The organism is Actinomycetospora sp. NBRC 106378 (genome assembly GCF_030269685.1).
Taxonomy (GTDB): Bacteria; Actinomycetota; Actinomycetes; order Mycobacteriales; family Pseudonocardiaceae; genus Actinomycetospora.
In genome coordinates, this window is the sequence record NZ_BSTT01000018.1 from 62,417 (window position 1) to 82,141 (window position 19,725).

Below are 19,725 nucleotides of genomic sequence, written 5' to 3' on the forward strand. Positions count from 1 at the left end.
TGCGGCACGATGCAGCGCGAGCCAGGAGGACTAGGGCCGCGGCCTCCATCCGCGGTCGAGGGGGGCCACGATGGCGTTTCAGGCGCCGCTGACCGTCGAGGCGATGCTTCGAGGTATTCATGAGAAGAAGTACCTGCTTCCAGCTATTCAGCGAGAGTTCGTATGGGGCAGCGACCAAATCCGTGCTCTTGTCGACAGCCTCCTCCGAGGTTATCCAATCGGTTCCTTCCTCGTGTGGGAGGTCGAACCCGGGACGGCGAGTAGCTACACCTTCTACGACTTCCTCACCAACTATCACGAGCGCGACGACCCTTATGCTAGTAAGGCAACGGTGCCGAGCGGCTCCGGGACACTCGCCGTGCTGGACGGTCAACAACGTCTCACCGCCCTCAACATCGCCTTCTACGGCAGCTATGCAGTCAAGAAGAAGTACGCTTGGTGGAACAGTCCGGATGCCTTTCCTACTCGGCGCCTATATCTGAACCTCCTGCGCGACGCCGAGTCCGACGATCTCGGGCTCCAGTACGACCTTCAGTTCCTGAGCTCAGACGAAGCTCTGCCGGAGTCGGGAGAACCCGATGGCTGGTACCCGGTGTCGCACGTGCTCGGACTCGCAGATACCGGTCCCAGTGCGCTTGAGGTCCTGCAGAAGCGTGGAATCGATCTGAATCGCGGGCTCTCCGCTCACAAACGGCTGCACTCGCTTCACCAAGCGGTGCGCGAGCTCCGTCCGGTCAATTATTTCCTGGAGTCTTCGCAGGATTCGGACAAGGTTCTCGACATCTTCGTCCGAGTCAACAGCGGCGGAACCACCCTCTCTTATTCCGACCTACTGTTGTCGATGGCGACGAACCAGTGGGAAGGTCTGGATGCTCGGGAAGAGGTACGTCGTCTCGTGCATGAACTCAACACGGACGGGGCGAGGGTCTTCTCGTTCACGAAGGACAACGTCCTCAAGACTGCATTGATGGTGGCTGGCGTCGATCTGCGCTTCCGTGTCTCGAATTTCACGACGGAGAATATGAGGAAGGTCGAGCAGTCGTGGCCAGAGACCAAGAAAGCGCTGATCCGGGCGGCGACGCTTCTTGCCTCGTTTGGATTCAACGCCCGCACGCTGACCGCCCACAGTGCGGTCGAGCCCATCGCGTACTACCTGGCGCATCGGGAACTGGGCGACAACTATCTAACTTCGGGCGCGACGGCGGCCGACCGTCGAACGATCCAGACGTGGGTCACAAGGTCTCTTGTGAAGCGGGGAATCTGGGGCTCAGGGTTGGACACCTTGCTGGCGCGCCTTCGCGGCGCGATCAACGAGCGTGGTTCCGACGGGTTCCCCTTGATGGAGATCGAGAGGGAGATGGCGCGAGCTGGAAAGTCCTTAAGTGTCGATGCGACGGAAGTGGATGAGCTGCTCGAACTGAAATACGGAGGTCAACGGACCTTCCCGGTGCTGGCGCTGCTCTATCCGGGCCTTGACCTCGCACAGCAGTTCCACGAGGACCACATCTTCCCGAAAGCGCGCTTCACGCGTCGTCGAGAGTTAAGCGCGGCAGGTCTGGATCCTGAGGCCGTCGGTCGGTATCGGGACCTCGCAGACCGGCTTCCTAACCTCCAGCTGCTGGGCGGCCTTCAGAATGTGGAGAAGCAGACAAGACTGCCGGGAGACTGGCTCGACGAAAGATTCCAGGGCGAAGCTGCGCAGCGGGCAGAGTATGTCGACCGGAACGATCTTCAAGGCCTGCCTGGCACGCTGTCTGGATTCGAGGAGTTCTACGAGCAGAGGAAGGAGCGGCTCCGCGAAAAGCTCCACGCCGTACTAGGGGTCGAGTCGCAGCCGATCCATTAGCGAGGCGGGTTCGGCCCTTGGTGCGGCCTCCGCCCTGCAGTCCCTAGGCCGCCGCTCACCGACGCTGGGAGAACCACCAGCGCAGCAGCACCACGAGCGCCGCGACCAGGCCCAGGACCGAGAGCACCGGCCCGAGCCACTCGTAGCCGGCGGGCGTCGGGAGGCCGATCTGGGCGAGGAGGACGTCCACCACGTCGAGGCTACCGACCGGCCGGGCGCCGCCGGTCCCACGTCACGGGCCGGGCTCCGGTCCCGACGGCGGGTGGGGTCGGGTCGGTCCACCGGCCGCACCTACCCTCGAGGCGTGCGCCTGACCCACTTCCGGCAGCTGATGGAGGACGAGTTCGGCGCCGTGCGCGCCTCCTCGATCGCCCGGGACCACGTGTTCTCCGCCCTCGACGGGCGGACGGTGGAGCAGGCCCTCGAGGAGGGCGAGGAACCGCGCGAGGTCTGGCGTGCGGTCTGCGCGGAGTTCGACGTCCCGGCCACCCGGAGGTGACCGGCGTGTCCCCCTCCTGGATCGAACACGTGTTCGTCTAGTCTGAACGTCGCAGGCGGTTGTCCCCACCGGTACCGGCCGCCCGAGTTGTCCACAGCCGAAGACCAGCTCGTGCGATGTTGTCGGACCCCTGTCCTACCGTCGCTGCCGAACACCACACCCGTCCCGAGGGGGAACCCCGCATGCCTCAGGCCCCGGATCGCGACAAGGCGCTCGAGCTCGCCCTGGCGCAGATCGACAAGCAGTTCGGCAAGGGCTCGGTGATGCGGCTGGGCGACGAGGGTCGCGCGCCGATCAGCGTCATCCCCACCGGCTCGATCGCCCTGGACGTCGCGCTCGGCGTCGGCGGTCTGCCGCGTGGCCGCGTCGTCGAGATCTACGGTCCGGAGTCCTCCGGGAAGACGACCGTCACGCTGCACGCCGTCGCCCAGGCGCAGGCCCAGGGCGGCGTCGCCGCGTTCATCGACGCCGAGCACGCGCTGGACCCGGAGTACGCCAAGGCGCTCGGCGTCGACACCGACGCGCTGCTGGTCGCCCAGCCGGACACCGGTGAGCAGGCGCTCGAGATCATGGACATGCTGATCCGGTCGAACGCCCTCGACATCATCGTCGTCGACTCCGTCGCCGCGCTCGTGCCCCGCGCCGAGATCGAGGGCGACATGGGCGACAGCCACGTGGGTCTGCAGGCCCGCCTCATGAGCCAGGCCCTGCGCAAGATCACCGGTGCGCTGAACCACTCCGGCACCACGGCGATCTTCATCAACCAGCTGCGCGAGAAGGTCGGCGTCATGTTCGGCTCGCCGGAGACCACCACCGGTGGTCGCGCGCTGAAGTTCTACTCGTCGGTGCGCCTGGACATCCGCCGCATCGAGACGCTCAAGGACGGCACCGACGCGGTCGGCAACCGGACGCGCGTCAAGGTCGTGAAGAACAAGGTCGCGCCGCCGTTCAAGCAGGCCGAGTTCGACATGATCTACGGCCACGGCATCTCCAAGGAGGGGTCGCTGATCGACGTGGGTGTCGAGCAGGGCTTCGTCCGGAAGTCCGGTGCCTGGTACACCTACGACGGCGACCAGCTCGGCCAGGGCAAGGAGAACGCCCGGAAGTTCCTGCGGGAGAACCCGGACGTCGCCGGCGAGATCGAGAAGCGGATCAAGGAGAAGCTCGGGATCGGGCCGAAGCTCGACGCCGACGAGACCCAGCCGGCGCCGGCCCCGGTCGACTTCTGATGGCCCTCGGGCAGCGGCCACGGCGCCGCGCCCGGGAGGAACCGGAGCGGGACGCGCCGCCCGACCCGTCGGCCGACCCCGAGTCGGTGGCCCGCACCATCTGCCTGAACCTGCTCACCGCGCGGGCGCGGACGCGGTCCGAGCTCGCCGCGGAACTGGCCCGGCGCGACGTCGACGACGACGTCGCCGTCGTGGTGCTCGACCGGCTGGAGGAGGTGCGCCTGCTCGACGACTCCGCCTTCGCGGAGCAGTGGGTCGACTCGCGGCACCGCCACCGGGGCCTCGGCAAGCGGGCGCTCTCCCAGGAACTGCGGCGCAAGGGCGTCGAGGCGGAGGTCGCGAACGCCGCCCTCGACGAGCTCGACCCGGAGTCGGAGCGGGCGAAGGCCGTCGAACTCGTCCGCCGTCGCCTGCCCTCCCTCGACCGCGTCGAGCCGCAGGCTGCCGCCCGGCGTCTGGTCGGCATGCTCGCCCGCAAGGGCTATGGCGCGGGCCTGGCCTACGAGGTCGTCCGCGAGGAGATGGCGTCCCGCGGCGCCGAGCTCGAGGGCGCCGCTCCCGACGACGACGAGCTCGTCTGACGGCCCGTCCCGGGTCAGGTGATGCGGATCACTTCAACATCACCTGTGATCCGGACGACAGCCGGGAACACGCAGTCGTAGTGTGCTCCGCACCACACACGGCGTGACGCCGTGGTCGGCTGCGGTTCACCACCACGGAGACGCGGCACCGGTCGTCACGCGAGCCCCGTCGACGAGGACCGGTGCGAGTGACCACCACAGCGCACGACCCCGGAGCGCCTTCACCCGACAATCCCGGTCGGGCGGACATCCGCGCGAGAACCCTCCGCCGTGACCGCTGGTGGCTCGCGCCGCTGGTGAACGCGCTCGGACTGGCCACGTTCGTCGTCTACGCGACGATCCGGTCGTTCTGGGGGTCGGCGTACTACGTCCCGGAGTACCACTACCTGTCGCCGTTCTACTCGCCGTGCTTCTCGGCGAGCTGCGTACCGGGGTCGAGCCACTTCGGCGCGTTCCTGCCGGCGTTCCCGCCGTGGATCCCGCTCGCGATCCTGTCGCTGCCGTTCCTGCTCGGCTTCCGGCTGACCTGCTACTACTACCGGAAGTCCTACTACCGGGCGTTCTGGATGTCGCCGCCGGCGTGCGCGGTGTCCGAGCCGCACGGGAAGTACACCGGGGAGACGCGGTTCCCGCTGATCCTGCAGAACGCGCACCGGTACTTCTTCTACGTCGCGTTCCTGATCTCGCTGATCAACACCTACGACATGGTGGTGGCGTTCCAGAGCGACGCCCCGGACGGCTCGAGCCGCTTCGGGATCGGGCTCGGCAACATCATCCTGCTCGCCAACGTGATCGGGCTCTGGCTCTACACGCTCTCGTGCCATTCCTGCCGCCACGTGACCGGCGGCCGGCTCAAGCACTTCTCGAGGCACCCGGTGCGCTACCGGATCTGGACGGCGATCTCGTCGCTGAACACGCGGCACATGCTCTTCGCGTGGATCACCATCGGGACGCTGATCCTCACCGACCTCTACATCATGCTCGTCGCGAGCGGCACCATCTCCGACCTGAGGATCGTGAACTGATGGCCGACGAAGCGGACGGCACCGCCGTCAGCCACCATTCCTACGACGTCCTCGTCATCGGCGCTGGCGGGGCGGGTCTGCGCGCGGCGATCGAGGCACGGATGCGCGGCAAGCGGGTCGCGATCCTGTCGAAGTCGCTGTTCGGCAAGGCGCACACGGTCATGGCCGAGGGCGGGATCGCCGCGTCGATGGGGAACGCGAACCCCCGCGACAACTGGGAGGTCCACTACCGCGACACGATGCGCGGCGGGAAGTTCCTCAACAACTGGCGCATGGCCGAACTGCACGCCAAGGAGGCGCCGCAGCGGGTCTGGGAGCTCGAGACCTACGGCGCACTGTTCGACCGCACGCCCGAGGGCAAGATCAGCCAGCGCAACTTCGGCGGGCACCAGTTCCCCCGTCTCGCGCACGTCGGCGACCGCACCGGGCTCGAGCTCATCCGCACCCTGCAGCAGAAGATCGTCTCGCTGCAGCAGGAGGACCACGCCCGGACCGGCGACTACGAGTCCGACCTCAAGGTCTTCCACGAGTTCACGGTCACCGAGCTGTTCAAGGACGGCGACCGCATCGCCGGTGCCTTCGGCTACCGCCGGCCGACGGGGGAGTACCTCTGCTTCCACGCCCCCGCGGTGGTGCTCGCGACGGGCGGGATCGGCAAGTCGTTCAAGGTCACCAGCAACTCCTGGGAGTACACCGGCGACGGTCACGCCCTCGCACTCCGGGCCGGGGCGCGGCTGATCAACATGGAGTTCGTGCAGTTCCACCCCACGGGGATGGTCTGGCCGCCCAGTGTCAAGGGCATCCTCGTGACCGAGTCGGTGCGCGGCGACGGCGGCGTCCTCAAGAACTCCGAGGGCGAGCGGTTCATGTTCCGCTACATCCCCGACGTGTTCCGCGAGCAGTACGCCACCAGCGAGGACGAGGGCGACCGCTGGTACGACGACGCCGACAACAACCGGCGGCCCCCGGAGCTGCTGCCTCGCGACGAGGTCGCCCGGGCCATCAACAACGAGGTCAAGGAGGGTCGCGGGTCGCCCGCGGGCGGGGTCTACCTCGACATCGCGAGCCGCCGCACCACCGAGTTCATCCGCAAGCGCCTGCCGTCGATGTACCACCAGTTCAAGGAGCTGGCCGACGTCGACATCACCGCCGAGCCGATGGAGGTCGGCCCGACCTGCCACTACGTGATGGGCGGCGTCGAGGTCGACCCGGACACGGCGTCGACGGTGGTCCCCGGGCTCTTCGCGGCCGGTGAGGTCGCCGGCGGGATGCACGGCTCCAACCGGCTGGGCGGCAACTCGCTGTCCGACCTGCTGGTGTTCGGCTGCCGCGCCGGCGCCGGGGCGGCCGACTACCTCGACGGCCTCGGCACCGCACCCGCCGTCGGGAACGAGGCCGTCGACGCGGCGCTCGCCGAGGCCGAGAAGCCGTTCTCGGTCCGCGGCGAGGAGAACGCGTACACGCTGCACCAGGAACTGCAGCAGACGATGAACGACCTCGTCGGCATCATCCGGCGGGCCGACGAGATGGAGATGGCGCTCAAGCGGCTCGCCGAGCTGCGCGACCGTATCCCGCGCGTCGGCGTGACCGGTGGCCGCGCCTACAACCCGGGCTGGCACCTCGCGATGGACCTGCGCAACATGCTCATGGTCAGCCAGTGCATCGCGATGGCGGCCCTGGAACGCCAGGAGAGCCGCGGCGGCCACACGCGGGACGACTACCCGGCGATGGACGAGAACTGGCGGCGGGAGCTGCTGAACTGCTCGCTCGCCGACGGCCCCGACGGCCCGGAGGTGCAGCTGAACCACCAGCCGCAGCCGGCGATGCGACCGGACCTGTTCGACCTCTTCGAGCTCGACGAGCTGAAGAAGTACTACACCGGCGACGAACTCGGCGGGCACCGCGCGGATCGGGGGATGTGAGCCATGGGTTACCGGGCGAAGTTCGAGGTCTGGCGCGGCGACTCCTCCGGGGAGGGCGCGCTGCAGCCGTTCGAGGTGGACGTCAACGAGGGCGAGGTCGTCCTCGACATCGTGCACCGGCTGCAGGCGACGCAGGCGGGCGACCTGGCCGTGCGCTGGAACTGCAAGGCCGGCAAGTGCGGCAGCTGCTCGGCCGAGGTCAACGGCCGTCCGCGGCTGATGTGCATGACGCGGATGTCGACGTTCGACGAGCACGAGACGGTCACGATCACCCCGCTGCGGACGTTCCCGGTGATCCGTGACCTCGTCACCGACGTCGACTTCAACTACGTCAAGGCGCGCGAGATCCCGTCCTTCGCGCCGCCGGAGGACCTGGCGCCGGGCGAGTACCGGATGAGCCAGATCGACGTGGAGCGGCCGCAGGAGTTCCGCAAGTGCATCGAGTGCTACCTGTGCCAGAACACCTGCCACGCGGTGCGCGACCACGAGGAGAACAAGGAGGAGTTCGCCGGCCCGCGCTACCTGATGCGGGTCTCCGAGCTCGACATGCACCCGCTCGACGTCCGCGACCGCAAGGACGCCGCCCAGGAGGACCACGGCCTCGGCTACTGCAACATCACCAAGTGCTGCACCGAGGTCTGCCCGGAGCACATCAAGATCACCGACAACGCGCTGATCCCGATGAAGGAGCGCGTCGTCGACACGAAGTACGACCCGCTCGTGTGGCTCGGGCGCAAGATCTTCAAGCGGGAGGACCTGGAGGCCAGGCACGCCACCGGGCGGCGATCGCTCGACGACGCCGGGCCCGGCAACGGCTCGCCGCTGCCGGCCGACTCGATCGGCCCGGTCGGCGGCTGACCCTTCTCGTCGGCAGGTCGACCCGACCTGCCGACGGAACGGCTCAGCGCTGCACGGTGTAGCGCAGGTGCAGCACGCGGTCGCCCTGGACGACCTGCTCGGGATCGCCGAGCAGCACGGTCCCGGTGTGTCGGCCGAAGAACCGCACGCCCTCGCCGAGGACGACCGGGACGACGTCCATGGCCACCTCGTCGACCAGGCCCGCCGTGAAGGCCTGGCCGCCGAGGTCGCCGGCGGTGACGCAGACGAGCCCGTCGTCCCCGGCGAGCTCCTCCGCCCGCCCGATGCCCTCCTCGACCGACCCGGCGACGTGGAACGGAGCGTCCGGGTGGGCGGCGCGCCACTCGTCGGGCAGGGGCCGGTGGGTCACGACGACGAGCTGGTCGCCGGCCGCGGGTCGGCCGTCCCACCCGTTCGTCGTGTCGAACAGATGCCGGCCGATCACCGTGACGTCGACCGCGTCCCAGAACGGCTGGACGTAGTCGGCGGACGCCGCCGTCACCGAGAAGTGCCAGTCGCTAGGGCGGGCCACCACGTCGGTGTCGCCGTTGAAGTACCAGTCGAACAGCGGTCCGACCGAGTCGTCCGGGCGGGCGATGAACCCGTCCACGGACACGACGGCCTGCATCACGACGCGCGCCATCAACGATCTCCCCGAGTCTCACCGTCCTGTTTCCGACATCGGTAGTCCTACTAGAGGACCAAGGTTTTGTCACGCTCGACGAGCGCGGCGCCGTCCTGCGAAGCTGAGCACCGGGCCGGCGGAGGGAGGTCCCCGTGTCGGTCGATCCCACACCCCCGCGTGCTCCGGACGGACGGCTGCTGTGGGCCCGGTCGCCGGAGCTCACCGGGTTCGAGGCCCTGATGTGGCGCGTCGAGGCCGACCCGCGGATGCGGTCCACCGTGCTCGTCGTCGAGACGCTCGACCGCGAGCCGGACTGGGACCGGATGGTCGCGGCCACCGACTGGGCCTCGCGGGTGGCGCCGCGGCTGCGGGAACGGATCGTCACGCCGTTCCTCGGGGCCGGGACCCCGTACTGGGCGGTGGATCCGCACTTCGACCTGCACTACCACCTGCGCCGCCTGCGCCTGCCCGACGGCGCCGGGACCGCCGACCTGTTCACGCTGGCCGAGCAGGTCGCCATGACGCCCCTCGACCCGGCCCGGCCGTTGTGGGAGGCGACCGTCGTCGCCGGGCTGCCCGACGGCGGCGCCGCGTTGCTGTTCAAGCTCAGCCACGTGCTCTCCGACGGCCTCGGCCTCACCCAGCTCCTCGCCGGGTTGCACTCGCGCACCCGCGAACCCACGCCGGACAAGCCCCAGCCGCCGGCCCCGTCGCCGACGCCGACCGGGCCGGTCGACGACGTCGTGCGGCAGCTCCGGGCCGACCTCGGCCTGCTCGGCGGGGCCGCGCGGGGTGTCCTCGGGGCGGCGGGCGCGCTCCTGCGCCCCGACCGGGCGGTGCGGGACGCGGCGGCGTACGTGGCCTCCGCGGTCCGGGTCCTCTCGCCGCCTCCCGCCCCGCCGCTGCCGGTCCTCGCGGACCGGAGCCCGTCGTGGCGCTTCCGTACCCTCGACGTGCCGTTCGACCGCCTGCGCGCGGCCGGGAAGGCGGGCGACGGGTCGGTCAACAGCGCCTTCGTCGCCGCGCTCCTCGGCGCCTTCCGGCGCTACAGCGCCCGCTGCGGCGACCCGCTGCCGTCCGACCGGCTCATGCCCGTGACCATGCCGATCTCGGTGCGGGACGCGGCGGACGAGGCGGGCGGCAACCGCTTCGCGCCCGCGCGTCTCTCCGCGCCGGTGGGCCTCCCGGACCCGGCCGCGAGGATCGCCGACGTGCACCGCCGGGTGCGGGCCGCCCGTGACGAGCCGGCCCTGGAGAGCGTCGAACTGGTCACGCCCGTGCTGGCCCGGGTGCCGGGGGCGCTCATCACCCGGTTCGGCGGTGCCACCACCGGAGGCAACGACCTGCAGGCCAGCAGCGTCCCGGGGCTGCCGGGCGAGCACTTCCTCGCCGGGGCCCGCATCGGGCGTGCCTACCCGTTCGCGCCGCTGCCCGGGTGCGCGGCGATGATCGCCATGATCACCCACGGCGACGTCTGCTGTGTCGCCGCGAACCTGGACGCCGCGGCCGTCACCGACCTCGACGGCTTCGCCCGGGACCTCGCCGACGGTTTCGGCGAGGTCCTGGACCTCGCGTGAGTCAGGCCCCCTCGTCGACGACCGCCGGGGCGGGCGCCACGCGGCGGGTCCGTCGCTCCAGGTAGCCCGCGAGGGCGGTGAGCAGCAGGCACAGCGTGATGTAGGCGAGCGCCACCACGAACGCGACCGGGAGCAGCGGTCGACCGAGCTGACCGGAGGAGCCGAGCACCCGGGCCTGGTAGAGCAGCTCGGGGTAGAGGATGAGGAACCCGAGCGCGGAGTCCTTCAGCAGCACCACGAGCTGGCTGACGATCGTCGGCAGCATCGAGCGGACCGCCTGCGGCAGCAGCACGAACCGCATCACCGCCGACTTCCGCATCCCCAGCGCGTAGGCGGCCTCGGACTGACCGCGCGGGACGGCCTGCACGCCGGACCGGAAGATCTCCGCGAGCACGGAGCCGTTGTAGAGCGTGAGCGCCACGACGACGGCGGTGAAGGTCGAGACCGTCACCCCGACCGACGGCATGCCGAAGTAGAAGATGAACATCAGCACGACGAGCGGGACGGCGCGGAAGAACTCGACGACCGCGGTCGAGAGCCCGCGTACCCACGCGTGGTCGGAGAGGCGGCCGAGCGCGAACACCGCGCCGAACGCGAGGGCCAGCACCGCTCCGACGGCGAACGCCCGCAGGGTGTTGAGCAACCCCTCGAGCAGGGCGAGCTGGATGTTCTCGTAGAGGATCCACTCCCAGACCCGGCCCTCGAACTGTCCGGTGGCGATCAGCCGGACGACCACGAAGGCGAGCAGGGCGGCCACCACGATCACCGCGACGACGCCGAGGGCGCCGTTGCGGGCCCGCGCCTTCGGGCCGGGGACGTCGTAGAGGACGGCGGTGGGAGCACTCATCGGGCACCTGCCTTGACCGCTCCGCCCGAGGACGCCGACCAGCGGCGTTCCAGCGAGCGCTGCAGCAACGTGAGGGGGGTGATCAGGACGACGAAGCCGAGCGCGACCCAGAGCAGCCCGACGAGCGTCGAGTAGCCGCGCTCGGAGAGCACCTGGTAGATGCCGCCCGCCTCGACCACGGAGAAGCCCGCGGCCACCGTCGTGTTCTTGAGCAGCGCGATCTGCACGCTGGTCAGCGGCGGGACGACGGCACGGATCGCCTGTGGCAGCACGATCAGCGTCAGTGACTGGCCGAACCCGAGGCCGAGCGCCCGGGCCGCCTCGGCCTGTCCCGGCGGCACCGTGGTGATGCCGGCGCGGACCGTCTCGCACACGAAGGCCGCGGTGTAGAGCGACAGCGAGACGACGGCGAGGGTGAAGAAGCTGAGATCGGCGATCTCGAGCAGCGGGAACCCGAACGCGAAGAAGAAGAACACCAGCGTCAGCGGGGTGTTGCGCAGCAGCGTCACGTAGCCGGTCGCCGCGACCCGCATGGCGGGCACCGGGCTCACGCGCATGGCGGCGAGCACGGTCCCGAGCACGAGCGAGGCGACCGCGGAGAGGACGAAGAGCTCGACGGTGCCGAGGAAGCGGCTGCCGAACTCGCCGAGGTTGTCGAGCAGGACGTTCATCAGGGCCTCCAGCCCGACGGGACGCGGCGGGGCCCGGCGTACCGGGCCCCGCCGTCGCCGATCAGTACCGCTGGATGGCCGGCGGGGTGGCCGGGGCGCCCGACTTGCCGAGCGTCGCGTCGTAGATGCGCTGCCAGGTGCCGTCGGTCTCGGCCTGCTGGATCAGGTCGTTGACCTTGGTGCGGAAGGCGACGTCGTCCCGCGGGACGCCGACGCCGTAGGGCTCCTCGGAGAAGACCTGGCCGACGACCTTGAGCTGCTGCGGGTCCTGCGCGGCGAAGCCCTTGAGGATGGCGTCGTCGGTGGTGACGGCGTCGACCTGGCGCGCGATCAGCTGGTTCACGCACTGCGAGTAGGTCTGGAACTCGACCACGTTCTCCGGCTGGGTCAGGTTCTGCTGGCGCACCCGCTGGATCGGGGTGGAGCCGGTGACCGAGCAGACCTTCTTGCCCATCAGGGTCTGCGGGCCGGTGATCGACGAGTCGTCGGCGCGGACCAGCAGGTCCTGCCCGGCCTGGTAGTACGGCCCGGCGAAGCCGACGCGCTGCTTGCGGTTGTCATTGATCGTGTAGGTGCCCACGTAGTAGTCGACGTCGCCGCGGGAGATGGCGTCCTCACGCGCGGCGGACGGGACGACGACGTAGTCGATGCGGTCGGGGGAGACCCCGAGGCCCGCGGCGATCATGCGGCCCATCTCGATGTCGAAGCCCGTGTACTGGCCGTTGGTCGGGTCCTGGACGCCGAGACCGGGCTGGTCGTTCTTGACGCCCATCTTGATCCGGCCGGCCTGCTGGATCTTCGCGAAGGTCGCGGAGCCCGGCACCTGCACGTTCTGGGCCACCGGGTAGGAGAGCTGCTCGGCCGGGGCCTGCCCCGGCGCACCCTCCCGTCCGCAGCCGGCGAGGACGAGGGCCGCCAGGGCGACCAGGATGACGCTGACGCGCCTCATGAACACTCCTTAATGGGTGAGGATCTTGCCGAGGAAGTCGCGGGCCCGCTCCGAGGACGGGCGTGCGAAGAAGGCGTCGGGGGTGGAGTCCTCGACGATCTCGCCGTCGGCCATGAACACGACGCGGTGCGCCGCGCGGCGGGCGAAGCCCATCTCGTGGGTGACCACGACCATCGTCATGCCGTCGCGGGCGAGGTCGGACATCACGTCGACGACCTCGCCGACCATCTCCGGGTCGAGCGCCGAGGTCGGTTCGTCGAAGAGCATGACCTTCGGATCCATGGCGAGCGCCCGGGCGATCGCCACGCGTTGCTGCTGACCGCCCGAGAGCTGCGCGGGGTACTTCGAGGCCTGGTCGGCGATGCCGACCCGGTCGAGCAGCGTGCGGGCGCGGTTCTCCGCCTCGCCCTTCGACACCTTGCGCACCTTCGTCGGCGCGAGGGTGACGTTCTCCAGGATCGTCTTGTGGGCGAACAGGTTGAACTGCTGGAACACCATCCCCACGTCGCTGCGCAGCGCCGCGAGGTCCCGGCCCTCCGCCGGCAGCTCCGTGCCGTCGATCTCGACGGTGCCCCCGTCGATGGGCTCCAGGCGGTTGATCGCCCGGCACAGGGTCGACTTGCCGGAGCCCGACGGCCCCAGCACGACGACGACCTCGCCGCGGGCGATCTCCAGATCGATCTCCCGCAGCACGTGGAGGTCACCGAAGTGTTTGTTCACCCCGGCGAGCCGCACCATCGGTGCCATCAGTGGTCCTCCTCACATCGACCCGATCGATGGAGAACCTTGCCGGGGGCTTGACGAGCTGCCCAGTGCTCTTGAGGAAGGCTTAGGGTTGTCTTGACCTGTCTGAAACGAGGTGACGCGCATGCGCATCCTGCTGGTGGAGGACGACGACCGCGTCGCCGCCGCCCTGCGCACCGCTCTCGCCCGCCAGCAGATCGAGGTCACCCGCCTCGCCGCGGGTCGCGACGTCGTCGCCCACCTCCCGGGCACCGACGTCGTGCTGCTCGACCTCGGCCTGCCCGACGTCGACGGCATCGACGTCTGCCGTCGGATCCGCGACGCCGGGGACACCCCGGTGATCGTCGTCAGCGCCCGCGCCGAGGTGGACGACCGCATCCTCGGCCTGCACTCCGGCGCCGACGACTACCTGGTCAAGCCCTACGACGCGGGGGAGCTGCTCGCCCGGATCCACACGGTGCTGCGGCGTCGGCGCCCGGAGCCGGCGGCCGACGTCGTCGCCCTCGGGGCCGGTCTCGTCGTCGACCTCGCCCGGCGGGAGGTCCGCGACGACGGCTCCACCGTCCCGCTGAGCCGCAAGGAGTTCGCCGTCCTCGCGCAGCTCGCCCGGGCGGACGGCGCCGTGTGCACGCGTGAGCGCATCGTCGCCGAGGTGTGGGGCCGGACCTGGCCGGGGGCCAACCGCACGCTGGACGTCCACGTGGCGACCCTGCGGACCAAGCTCGGCCGCTCCGACGTCGTCGCGACCGTCCGCGGGGTGGGCTACCGGCTGAGCCGGCCGTAGCCGATGCGATCCCGCCTGCTCGTCGTCGTGTCGGTGCTGGTCGTGGCGGTGGTGCTCGGGCTGGGCGTCCCGCTCGCGATGGCGGCGGCCGGCGCGTCGACCGCGGAGATGTTCACCGACCGGCTGGGCGACACCACCCGGTTCGCCGCGCTCGCGCAGCGGCCGGTCACCGACTCCGACACGACGGCGCTCGGTGCGGAGCTCACCCGCTACGACGAGCTCTACGACGCGCCCGCCGCCGTCCTCGACCGGCAGGGCGAGCTGCTCGTCGCCTCCCGCCCGTCCGTAATCGCGAGCATCACCGAGGCCGACGACGAGGCCCGGATCGCCCTGGCCCTCGCCGGTCGACGTTCGCCGACCCACGCGACCATCTGGCCCTGGGACACCCGCCCGATGCTGCTCGCCGAGCCGGTCCTCGTCGGGGGCGAGGTCCGGGGTGCGGCGGTGACGATCTCGCCGACCGCCGACGTCCGGGCGTCCGTGCTGCTCGTCTGGGGGGTGCTGGCGGCGGTCGGAGCCGTCGCGCTCGCGATCGCCGCTCTCGCCGCCCTGCCGCTGGTCCGGTGGATCCTCTCCCCGGTCGAGGAGCTCGACGAGGGCACCGCGCGGGTCGCGGCGGCGGTGCGGGCGGGCCGTCCGGCGGAACCGATCGGCGGCGACCGCGGCCCGCCCGAGCTGCGTCGGCTCACGCGCGACTTCGACGCGATGGCCGCGACGGTCTCCGCGACGCTCGAGGCGCAGCGCTCGTTCGTCGCCGACGCCGGCCACCAGCTGCGCAACCCGCTGACGGCGCTGCGGCTGCGCCTGGTCACCCACGCCGAGGACCTGGCCGACGCGCCCGTGCCCGCCGAGGTCCGCGACGGCCCCGGCGCCGCGGTCGAGGAGATCGACCGGCTCACCGCCGTCCTCGACGCCCTGCTCGCGCTGGCCCGCACCGAGGGCCGGGTCGCGCCGCCGGTCGAGGTCGGGCTCGACCGGGTCCTCGACGAGCGGGTCGGGACGTGGTCGGTCCTCGCCGAGTTCGAGGGCCTCCACCTGCGGCGGGCCGGTGCCCGGGGACTCGTCGTGCACTCGGACCCCGTCACCGTCGCGACCGTGCTCGACGCCGTCCTCGACAACGCCGTCAAGTACGCCCCCCGGGACTCGTCGGTGGAGCTGACGACGGCGCGGGTGGAGGGGACGGTCGAGGTCGCCGTGCGCGACCACGGCCCGGGCCTGCACCCCGAGGAGCTCGAGCGGGCCACGGAGCGGTTCTGGCGCAAGTCGTGGGAGGACGGCGGCTCCGGCCTCGGCCTGGCCATCGCGGCCCGGGGCGCCGAGCGGGCCGGGGCGGTGCTCTCGCTGGAGCTTCCCGACGACGGCGGGTTGCGGGTCGTCCTGCGCTGGGACACGGTCACCCGATCCGGTCGTACTGCTCCGTCCGGGTGACGGTGTCGGTCTCGTCCCCGATGCGCAGGTCATGACCTTCGTCGTGGCGTTCCCGCTGCTCGGCGCCCCGCTGCTCGCCCTCGGGGCCGTCGGGCTCGCCGCGTGGGCCCGTGACCGCTCCGGCGGGGCGCCCGCCGGGCTGCACCCCGACCCCACCACGACGACGGGTCGGCTCCGCCGCTGGGACGGCGCCGCCTGGACCGACGAGGTCGCCGACGGGGGGCCGCCGCACGGTCGGGGGCGGTGGTTCCGCGGACGGTTCTGGGGGATCGGCTGGCTGAGCGCGGCCCTGCCGGCCCTGCTCGTGGCGGCCGTCGGGGGTGCGTCGTGGATCGCCACCCGCTCCGACGTCGTGCTCGTGGTGCTCTCCGCGCTCACCCAGACGTTCGTCTGCCTCGCCGTCTACCGCTTCGTCGCCCGGCAGACGGCCCTCGAGGAGGTGGTGTCGGGACGGGCGGTGCTGGCCGCGGCCGTGGCCGGGGCGGGCGCCACGATGCTCGTCGCGAACCCGCTCGACGACCTCACCGGGTTCCTCCTCGGGACCGAGGGTGCCCTGTGGTTCGCCGGGCCGGTCGAGGAGCTCACCAAGCTGGTGGTGCCCCTCGCCGTCTTCCTCCTGCTGCGCCGCCTGCGGGACCCGCGGGCGGGCCTCGCCCTCGGGCTGGCCTCCGGGTTCGGCTTCGCGGTCGCCGAGAACGCGCTGTACGCGGTCACCGTCCCCCGGGGTGCGGCCCCGGACGTGTGCCGCGCCCTCGTCCGTCCGACGGCCGGCACGGACCTCGGCCAGCTGCTCGACCGCGTGGTGCTCGTCGAGCCGCTGCACTGGCTGCTGACCGGCGCCGTCGTCCTCGTGATCTGGCGCCAGTGGCACCGGCACGGGGTCCGGCTCACGCTGCCGGTCGTCGGCGCCGTGCTGTTCGCGATGGCGGCGCACTCGCTCAACGACGCCAGCGCCGGCTGGGGGTGCTCGCCGTCGTACCTCGGCGTCCGCAGCGCCCTCCAGCCGCTCGTCGTCCTCGCGCTCTACCTGGTGCTGCGCGCGGTCGCCCGCCGGTCGCTGCCGCCGACCCGGGTCGGGCTCGTCAGCCGCGGCTGGCATCCGCGCCGGCTCCCGACGGCCACGGCCGCCGACGCCCCCGGGTCGGCCGAGCCGGCCGTCCCTACCAGGGCTTGAGCGCCCGGTAGGCCTCGGCGGCCCCGGCGTGCAGCGCCACGGGCTGCGTACCGATCGCGGTGCGGGGATCGACGCTGCGGCCCGCCGGGTCGGCGGCGACCAGGGCGTCGACCCGGTCGAGCAGCACGCGGGTCAGCCCGCGCGCCGTGGTGTCGGCCATGCCGGCGGTCACCAGCAGGAGGTTGCGCACGGCCACCGTCGTGACCGGCTCCGGGATCCCGTAGGTGCGGGCGGGCACGGTCGTGACGTCGTAGACCGGGTAGGCCCGGCGCAGCGCGTCGACCTCGGCGGTGAGGTCCAGCAGCCGCAGCGGGACCGACCGCGCCAGGTCCTCCACCCCCGCCGTCGGTACCCCGCCGGACCAGAGGAACGCGTCGATGCGGCCCTCGCGCAGGGCGGTGATCGAGTCGCCGAGGCCGAGCTGCACCGCCGCGAGCCCGGTCTCGGGGAAGAGCCCGACCGTGGCGAGCAGCCGCGGGGCGATGACCAGGACGCCGGAGTTCGGGGCGCCGACCGAGACGCGGCGCCCGCGCAGGTCGGCGAGCCGCCGGACGTCGGAGTCGGCGGGGACGACCACGTGGATCGCGTCGTCGTGCATCCGGGCGAGGGCCTGGAGCGGGCGGTCGGGGCGGGCGCCGTCGACCGCCCCGTCGGCGGCGACGTCGAGCGCGCAGAAGGCGACGTCGGCGAGGCCCGCCGCCAGCATCCCGACGTTGTCCACGGAGCCCTGGCTGCCGAGCAGCGTGGTCGCGGCGCCGAGGTCCGAGCGCCACACGTCGACCAACGCGCCGCCGAGCCGGTGATAGACCCCCGCCGGCGTGCCGCTCGCGAGGGTGACCGGCACGCCCGCGGCGTCGCGGGCGCACGCCGCGGCGCCGAGGGCCACCGCCCCCGCGCCGAGGAGCACCGCCCGCCGACCGACCACGGGAGCATCCTCCCAGCCGACGGGCCTACCCTGGACCCCGATGCTTGAGTCTCCTCCCGTCGCTCCGCTCGCCCGGGCGCGGACCTTCGCCATCCGCACCCACGGGTGCCAGATGAACGTGCACGACTCCGAGCGCCTGGCAGGGGTGCTCGTCGAGGCGGGCTGGGAGCCGGCTCCCGAGGGTCAGGCCGTCGAGGACGCCGACCTCGTCGTGTTCAACACGTGCGCGGTGCGCGAGAACGCGGACAACAAGCTCTACGGCCAGCTCGGCCGGCTCGCCCCGGTCAAGGCCGCACGGCCCGACCAGCAGATCGCCGTCGGTGGCTGCCTCGCCCAGAAGGACCGCTCCACGGTCACGGCGAGGGCCCCGTGGGTCGACGTCGTGTTCGGCACCCACAACGTCGGGTCGCTGCCGACGCTGCTCGAGCGCGCCCGGCACAACGGCGAGGCGCAGGTCGAGATCCTCGAGGCACTCGAGACGTTCCCCTCGCACCTGCCGGCGCGCCGCGACTCGGCCTACTCGGGCTGGGTGTCGATCTCGGTCGGCTGCAACAACACGTGCACGTTCTGCATCGTCCCCTCGCTGCGCGGCAAGGAGGTCGACCGGCGCCCGGGGGAGATCCTGGGCGAGGTCGAGGCCCTCGTCGCCGACGGCGTCCTCGAGGTCACCCTGCTCGGGCAGAACGTCAACGCCTACGGGGTCTCCTTCGACGACCGCGCCACGGGCCGGACCGCGTTCGCGGACCTGCTGCGGGCGTGCGGCGACGTCGAGGGGCTCGAGCGGGTGCGCTTCACGAGCCCGCACCCGCGGGACTTCACCTCCGACGTGATCACCGCGATGGCCGAGACCCCCAACGTCTGCCCGCAGCTGCACATGCCGCTGCAGTCCGGCTCGGACCGCGTGCTGAAGGCGATGCGGCGCTCCTACCGGGCGCGGCGCTACCTCGACATCGTCGCCGAGGTCCGCGAGGCGATGCCGGACGCCGCGCTGACCACCGACATCATCGTCGGCTTCCCGGGCGAGACGGAGGCGGACTTCGCCGAGACGCTGCGCGTCGTCGAGGAGTCGCGCTTCGCCCAGGCGTTCACCTTCCAGTACTCGCCGCGTCCCGGGACCCCGGCGGCGACGCTGCCCGACCAGGTGCCCAAGGCCGTCGTCCAGGACCGGTACGAGCGGCTGGTGGCGCTGCAGGAGGAGATGTCGCTCGCGGGCAACCGGGAGCAGGTGGGTCGCGAGCTCGAGCTGCTCGTCGCCACCGGGGAGGGGCGCAAGGACGCGGCGACGCGGCGGATGTCGGGCCGGGCCCGCGACGGGCGCCTGGTGCACTTCACGCCCACCGGGGTGGCGGGGCCGATCCGTCCCGGCGACGTCGTCACGGTCCGCGCCACCTACGGCGCCCCGCACCACGTGGTCGCCGACGGGGACGTCCTCGACCACCGGCGCACCCGCGCGGGCGACGCGCACGAGGCGGGCACCCGCCCGACGACACCCCGCGTCGGGTTGGGGCTGCCCGCCATGGGTAAGCCGCAGGATCAGCCGGCGGAGACCGGTTGCAGTGTGCCGAGCAGCGCGGTCGGGAGCCTCACGTGAACCCCTTCGACGACACCGAGACCGAGCAGGCGCCGCCCGCCCGGCCGTCGATCTCGCGCGAGGTCGACTTCGGGCCGAAGGTGCTCGTCGTCGCGGTCGCCATCTTCGTCCTGCTCGTCGCCGCGATCCTGCGCTGGACCGCGTCGGGCGCGACCGGCTGGCAGGTCGTCTCGGGCGACCCGGGCGTCACCGCGCTCCCGCGCCTGTTCTCGGTCCTCGCGCTCGTCTTCGGCGTCGGTCTCTCGGTCGCCTCGGTGATGACCCGCCGGTGGGTCCTCGTCTTCGTGACGGCGGCCGGCTGCGCGATCACGTCGGTGACGGGCATCTGGGCCGTGTGGTCGCAGAACACCGTGCCCGGCGGCGGGCCCGGGATCGGCCTGGTGCTCGCGCTCGTCGCGATGGTGGTGCTGACCGGGCGCTGGGCCGGCTGGGCCTTCTCCCGGACCTGAG

The 19,725-nt window shown here is 71.6% G+C and carries 20 protein-coding genes; 13 read left to right on the plus strand and 7 right to left on the minus strand.

What is annotated here, in order from left to right; genetic code table 11:
- Positions 1 to 70 precede the first annotated feature (70 nt).
- Positions 71 to 1,846: a DUF262 domain-containing protein gene (locus QSK00_RS27115; RefSeq protein WP_285596039.1), complete on the plus strand. Its 1,776-nt coding sequence runs from the start codon at positions 71 to 73 to the stop codon at positions 1,844 to 1,846.
- Between the two features lie 55 nt (positions 1,847 to 1,901).
- Here the strand turns inward: QSK00_RS27115 and QSK00_RS27120 are convergent, their stop codons facing one another.
- Complete coding sequence (locus tag QSK00_RS27120) at positions 1,902 to 2,036, minus strand: hypothetical protein (protein WP_285596040.1); 135 nt, start codon at positions 2,034 to 2,036, stop codon at positions 1,902 to 1,904.
- Between the two features lie 114 nt (positions 2,037 to 2,150).
- Here QSK00_RS27120 and QSK00_RS27125 point away from each other — a divergent pair, with 114 nt between their 5' ends.
- The 6 genes from QSK00_RS27125 to QSK00_RS27150 all read left to right on the plus strand — a co-directional run bounded on the left by QSK00_RS27125 (position 2,151) and on the right by QSK00_RS27150 (position 7,960).
- Positions 2,151 to 2,345, plus strand: a complete 195-nt coding sequence (locus QSK00_RS27125; RefSeq protein WP_285596041.1) for a DUF3046 domain-containing protein — start codon at positions 2,151 to 2,153, stop codon at positions 2,343 to 2,345.
- 182 nt (positions 2,346 to 2,527) lie between these two features.
- A complete protein-coding gene (recA, locus tag QSK00_RS27130; protein WP_018334625.1) occupies positions 2,528 to 3,574 on the plus strand; it encodes a recombinase RecA in 1,047 nt (348 codons plus the stop codon).
- The gene (locus tag QSK00_RS27135; RefSeq protein WP_285596044.1) at positions 3,574 to 4,155 is read left to right on the plus strand and encodes a regulatory protein RecX; all 582 of its coding nucleotides are present in this window, start codon (positions 3,574 to 3,576) and stop codon (positions 4,153 to 4,155) included. Before recA ends, QSK00_RS27135 begins: the two co-directional genes overlap by 1 nt.
- Positions 4,156 to 4,343: 188 nt before the next feature.
- Complete coding sequence (gene sdhC / locus QSK00_RS27140; protein ID WP_285596046.1) at positions 4,344 to 5,180, plus strand: succinate dehydrogenase subunit SdhC; 837 nt, start codon at positions 4,344 to 4,346, stop codon at positions 5,178 to 5,180.
- Complete coding sequence (locus QSK00_RS27145) at positions 5,180 to 7,102, plus strand: fumarate reductase/succinate dehydrogenase flavoprotein subunit (protein WP_285596048.1); 1,923 nt, start codon at positions 5,180 to 5,182, stop codon at positions 7,100 to 7,102. The genes sdhC and QSK00_RS27145 overlap by 1 nt, the downstream gene beginning before the upstream one ends.
- 3 nt (positions 7,103 to 7,105) lie before the next feature.
- On the plus strand, positions 7,106 to 7,960 hold the full coding sequence (locus tag QSK00_RS27150; RefSeq protein ID WP_285596050.1) for a succinate dehydrogenase/fumarate reductase iron-sulfur subunit: 855 nt from the start codon (positions 7,106 to 7,108) through the stop codon (positions 7,958 to 7,960).
- Positions 7,961 to 8,003: 43 nt separating this feature from the next.
- Here QSK00_RS27150 and QSK00_RS27155 read toward each other — a convergent pair whose 3' ends face one another.
- Positions 8,004 to 8,603: a dihydrofolate reductase family protein gene (locus QSK00_RS27155; RefSeq protein WP_285596053.1), complete on the minus strand. Its 600-nt coding sequence runs from the start codon at positions 8,601 to 8,603 to the stop codon at positions 8,004 to 8,006.
- Positions 8,604 to 8,737: 134 nt separating this feature from the next.
- On the opposite strand from QSK00_RS27155, the gene QSK00_RS27160 reads away from it, so the two are divergent.
- A complete protein-coding gene (locus QSK00_RS27160; RefSeq protein WP_285596055.1) occupies positions 8,738 to 10,162 on the plus strand; it encodes a wax ester/triacylglycerol synthase domain-containing protein in 1,425 nt (474 codons plus the stop codon).
- 1 nt (position 10,163) lies between these two features.
- Here the strand turns inward: QSK00_RS27160 and QSK00_RS27165 are convergent, their stop codons facing one another.
- The 4 genes from QSK00_RS27165 to QSK00_RS27180 all read right to left on the minus strand — a co-directional run bounded on the left by QSK00_RS27165 (position 10,164) and on the right by QSK00_RS27180 (position 13,367).
- Positions 10,164 to 11,009, minus strand: a complete 846-nt coding sequence (locus QSK00_RS27165; protein WP_285596056.1) for an amino acid ABC transporter permease — start codon at positions 11,007 to 11,009, stop codon at positions 10,164 to 10,166.
- Positions 11,006 to 11,680: an amino acid ABC transporter permease gene (locus QSK00_RS27170; RefSeq protein WP_285596058.1), complete on the minus strand. Its 675-nt coding sequence runs from the start codon at positions 11,678 to 11,680 to the stop codon at positions 11,006 to 11,008. The genes QSK00_RS27165 and QSK00_RS27170 overlap by 4 nt, the downstream gene beginning before the upstream one ends.
- Before the next feature lie 61 nt (positions 11,681 to 11,741).
- Positions 11,742 to 12,629 (minus strand): glutamate ABC transporter substrate-binding protein, encoded by an 888-nt coding sequence (locus QSK00_RS27175; protein WP_502872084.1) that lies wholly within the window; start codon positions 12,627 to 12,629, stop codon positions 11,742 to 11,744.
- A gap of 9 nt (positions 12,630 to 12,638) precedes the next feature.
- On the minus strand, positions 12,639 to 13,367 hold the full coding sequence (locus QSK00_RS27180; RefSeq protein ID WP_285596129.1) for an amino acid ABC transporter ATP-binding protein: 729 nt from the start codon (positions 13,365 to 13,367) through the stop codon (positions 12,639 to 12,641).
- 130 nt (positions 13,368 to 13,497) lie between these two features.
- Here QSK00_RS27180 and QSK00_RS27185 point away from each other — a divergent pair, with 130 nt between their 5' ends.
- Genes QSK00_RS27185 through QSK00_RS27195 form a run of 3 tightly spaced genes read left to right on the plus strand, consistent with a single transcriptional unit; the run spans position 13,498 to position 16,759 of the window.
- Positions 13,498 to 14,157, plus strand: a complete 660-nt coding sequence (locus QSK00_RS27185) for a response regulator transcription factor (RefSeq protein ID WP_285596061.1) — start codon at positions 13,498 to 13,500, stop codon at positions 14,155 to 14,157.
- A gap of 3 nt (positions 14,158 to 14,160) precedes the next feature.
- Positions 14,161 to 15,585: a sensor histidine kinase gene (locus tag QSK00_RS27190; protein ID WP_285596063.1), complete on the plus strand. Its 1,425-nt coding sequence runs from the start codon at positions 14,161 to 14,163 to the stop codon at positions 15,583 to 15,585.
- Positions 15,586 to 15,616: 31 nt separating this feature from the next.
- On the plus strand, positions 15,617 to 16,759 hold the full coding sequence (locus tag QSK00_RS27195; protein WP_285596065.1) for a PrsW family glutamic-type intramembrane protease: 1,143 nt from the start codon (positions 15,617 to 15,619) through the stop codon (positions 16,757 to 16,759).
- Here the strand turns inward: QSK00_RS27195 and QSK00_RS27200 are convergent.
- Positions 16,746 to 17,684 (minus strand): TAXI family TRAP transporter solute-binding subunit, encoded by a 939-nt coding sequence (locus QSK00_RS27200; protein ID WP_285596067.1) that lies wholly within the window; start codon positions 17,682 to 17,684, stop codon positions 16,746 to 16,748. The two genes, QSK00_RS27195 and QSK00_RS27200, sit on opposite strands and share 14 nt — an antisense overlap.
- Before the next feature lie 40 nt (positions 17,685 to 17,724).
- Here QSK00_RS27200 and miaB point away from each other — a divergent pair, with 40 nt between their 5' ends.
- On the plus strand, positions 17,725 to 19,275 hold the full coding sequence (gene miaB / locus QSK00_RS27205; protein WP_285596069.1) for a tRNA (N6-isopentenyl adenosine(37)-C2)-methylthiotransferase MiaB: 1,551 nt from the start codon (positions 17,725 to 17,727) through the stop codon (positions 19,273 to 19,275).
- A complete protein-coding gene (locus QSK00_RS27210) occupies positions 19,272 to 19,724 on the plus strand; it encodes an Rv2732c family membrane protein (protein WP_285596071.1) in 453 nt (150 codons plus the stop codon). The genes miaB and QSK00_RS27210 overlap by 4 nt, the downstream gene beginning before the upstream one ends.
- The last annotated feature ends 1 nt before the right edge of the window (position 19,725 follow it).